The organism is Actinocorallia lasiicapitis, from assembly GCF_054778695.1.
Window position 1 is genome coordinate 1 of the sequence record NZ_BAAGZI010000553.1, and the last position, 2,909, is coordinate 2,909.

The 2,909-nt window shown below is 73.5% G+C and carries 3 protein-coding genes; 2 read left to right on the forward strand and 1 reads right to left on the reverse strand.

Annotated elements, in window-relative coordinates:
• Both ACYVE7_RS31975 and ACYVE7_RS31980 read left to right on the forward strand, forming a co-directional pair.
• Positions 1–386: hypothetical protein (locus tag ACYVE7_RS31975; protein WP_460370043.1), on the forward strand; the 386-nt coding region annotated here is incomplete at its 5' end.
• A complete protein-coding gene (locus ACYVE7_RS31980; RefSeq protein WP_460370045.1) occupies positions 383–1,666 on the forward strand; it encodes a nucleotide sugar dehydrogenase in 1,284 nt (427 codons plus the stop codon). The genes ACYVE7_RS31975 and ACYVE7_RS31980, both read left to right, overlap by 4 nt.
• 6 nt (positions 1,667–1,672) lie before the next feature.
• Here the strand turns inward: ACYVE7_RS31980 and ACYVE7_RS31985 are convergent, their stop codons facing one another.
• The gene (locus tag ACYVE7_RS31985; protein ID WP_460370047.1) at positions 1,673–2,794 is read right to left on the reverse strand and encodes an acyltransferase; all 1,122 of its coding nucleotides are present in this window, start codon (positions 2,792–2,794) and stop codon (positions 1,673–1,675) included.
• Between the last annotated feature and the right edge of the window lie 115 nt (positions 2,795–2,909).

Sequence of the window (2,909 nt, forward strand, 5' to 3'; positions counted from 1 at the left end):
CGCCGCGCGAGGAGCGGATGAGGTCGACGCGGCGCAGCCCCGACCGTCCCGCCCCGCGCCTCCTGGACGGCCTGCGGCTGGAGACCGACGGCGACCGGACCGAAGTGCGGCTGGAGATCCCGTTCGACCGGCTGCTGTCGGCCGCGGACGGCGCGGGCCGCCGCCAGACGGTCCTGCTGTACGCCGAGGCGGACGGCCATCTGTATGAGTTCCCGCTCTCCGGAGCGTCCGCCCGCACCCGCCGCTGGCACCGGTTCCGTCCCTATGACGTGGTCGTCGCGGGCGAACCCCGCCGTCCGCTCGTGATCAAAGTCCAGCGCGTCACTCTGACGAGGATCGCCAAACGGGCGGTCCGTGAGCTCGTCCACCGAAAGGAACAGCGTTGAGGATCTGTGTCGTCGGCCTCGGGAAGATCGGTCTTCCGCTGGCGGTCCAGTTCGCGGGGGCGGGCCACGAGGTGGTCGGCGCCGACGTCAGTGACCGGGTGGTGGGCCTGGTCAACGACGGGGCCGTGCCGTTCCCCGGCGAGACCGACCTGGACGTCAAGCTGAAGGAGACCGTCTCGGCGGGCCTGCTCAGCGCCACCACCGACACCACGGCCGCCGTCGCGCGGTCGCAGGCCGTCGTCGTGGTGGTGCCGCTGTATGTGGACGAGGCGGGCATCCCCGACTTCGGCTGGATGGACTCCGCGACCCGCGCGATCGCGGCCGGGCTGAAGCCCGGCACCCTGGTCAGCTATGAGACGACCCTGCCGGTCGGCACCACCAGGGACCGCTGGGCGCCGATGCTCGCCGAAGGCTCGGGGCTCGCCCCGGGCGACGGCTTCCACCTGGTGTTCAGCCCCGAACGGGTGCTGACGGGCCGGGTCTTCGCCGATCTGCGCCGCTACCCCAAGCTGGTCGGCGGGATCGACGCCGGTTCGGCCCGGCACGGTGTCGCGTTCTACGAGTCGGTCCTGACGTTCGATCCGCGGCCCGATCTGGACCGGCCGAACGGCGTGTGGGATCTGGGTTCGGCGGAGGCCGCCGAGATGGCGAAGCTCGCCGAGACCACGTTCCGCGACGTCAACATCGGGCTCGCGAACCAGTTCGCCCGGTACGCCGCCACGGTCGGGGTGGACGTCACCAAGGTCATCGAGGCGTGCAACAGCCAGCCGTACAGCCACATCCACAGCCCGGGGATCGCGGTGGGCGGCCACTGCATCCCGGTCTATCCGCAGATGTATCTGTGGAACGACCCGGACGCCACCGTGGTGCGCGCGGCCCGCGAGGCCAACCGGCGGATGCCCGCCTACGGCGCCGACCTGCTCGCCGCCGCCCACGGCCCGCTCGACGGGGTCCCGGTGCTGGTGCTGGGCGCCGCCTACCGGGGCGGGGTGCGGGAGACGGCGTTCTCCGGGGTGTTCCCGCTGGTCGCGGCGCTCCGCGACCGGGGCGCGCTCCCGTATGTGGCCGATCCGCTGTACACGTCCGACGATCTCGTGGGGCTGGGGCTGCCGCCGCACCGGGGCGAGGCCGTCGAGGCGGCGATCGTCCAGGCGGACCATGAGGAGTACCGGGCGCTGCGCCCCGCCGACCTGCCGGGCGTCACCACTCTGGTCGACGGGCGGCGCGTCACCGATCCGGCGGACTGGCAGGGCGTCCGCCACATCGTCATCGGCGGCTAGCGTCTGCTAGACCAGCGCCCGCAGGTAGGGGATCCGGCGCGCCACCGCCACCACCGCGAACGACAGCGTCAGCACCACGGCGTACACGCCGAGCATGACGCGGAGCGTGGGCGGGGCGGCCAGCGCCGGAACCAGCTCCTGGAGCAGCGCCAGCACGATCAGATGGACCAGGAAGACCCCGAACGCCGCGTCCGCGAGCCCTGGCAGGAACCGGGCCAGGGCCGCCGGGAGACCGGCGGGGCCGACCAGCCCGGTCACCCCGGTGAACAGCAGCACCGACGCGAGCGCCACCGCCCCGCCGTAGTACCCGGTCGGCAGGAGTGCCTTCAGCACCGGATGCCCGCCACCGTGCCCGTACTGCCAGACCACCTCGGCGAGCAGCACGACGGCCCCGGCCCGCAGCAGCCAGCAGGTCCGCCGGTTCGGCCGTGACGCCCGCAGCGCCCACCCAGCCAGGAAGTACCCGACGTAGGGCAGCCACATCGTCCAGGCCCCGAGCGTGACCGGCCGTGCCGCCCCGAGCAGCGCGCTCAGCCCGGGCAGCAGCCACATGACCGTGCTCCAACCCAGGGCGGCCGCCGCGGTGATCCGCGCCCGCCGCACCCCGCCCGCCGCCAGGAACGCCGCCAGAACCGGTGCGATCGCGTACAGGCCGAGGATCAGCCAGAGGAAGTACGCGCCGGTGAACACCTTCGCGTCGATCACGGTCATCGCCCAGGCGGCGGCCGACCGGTGCTCGTCCCTGAGCGCCAGCCTGACCACGACCAGGTGGATCAGATGCCAGGCGACCAGCGGCGGGACGATCCGCAGCGCCCGCTTCCGGTAGAACACCGCGGGCCCCTGCGCGTGCATCCTGGGGTGCAGCAGCAGCGCCCCGCTGACCATCACGAACACCGGGACCACCCAGACGAAACCCAGGTCGATCGCGACGGCCGCCCACCACTGGCGCGTCCCGCGCAGGTCGGCCCTGGCGACGACCAGCCCCACGATGTGGATGGCGACCACCCCGCAGATCGCGGTGAGGCGGAGCAGGTCGAGGTCCTGGCTGCGGCCGGAGGCCCGCGCCGGGCCGCGCGGCCCGGGGACCGGGGGAAGCGTCCCGGCGGGGCGTGTGCCGACGCGGTGCATCCGCTACTCCTGTTCGACGAGCGTGTCGGGCGCCGTCTCGCGGTAACGGGCCCCGGTGGACGGGCAGATCAGGCTGCCGGGCTCCGCGCCCTCCTCCAGCCGGTGCCCGGCCCTG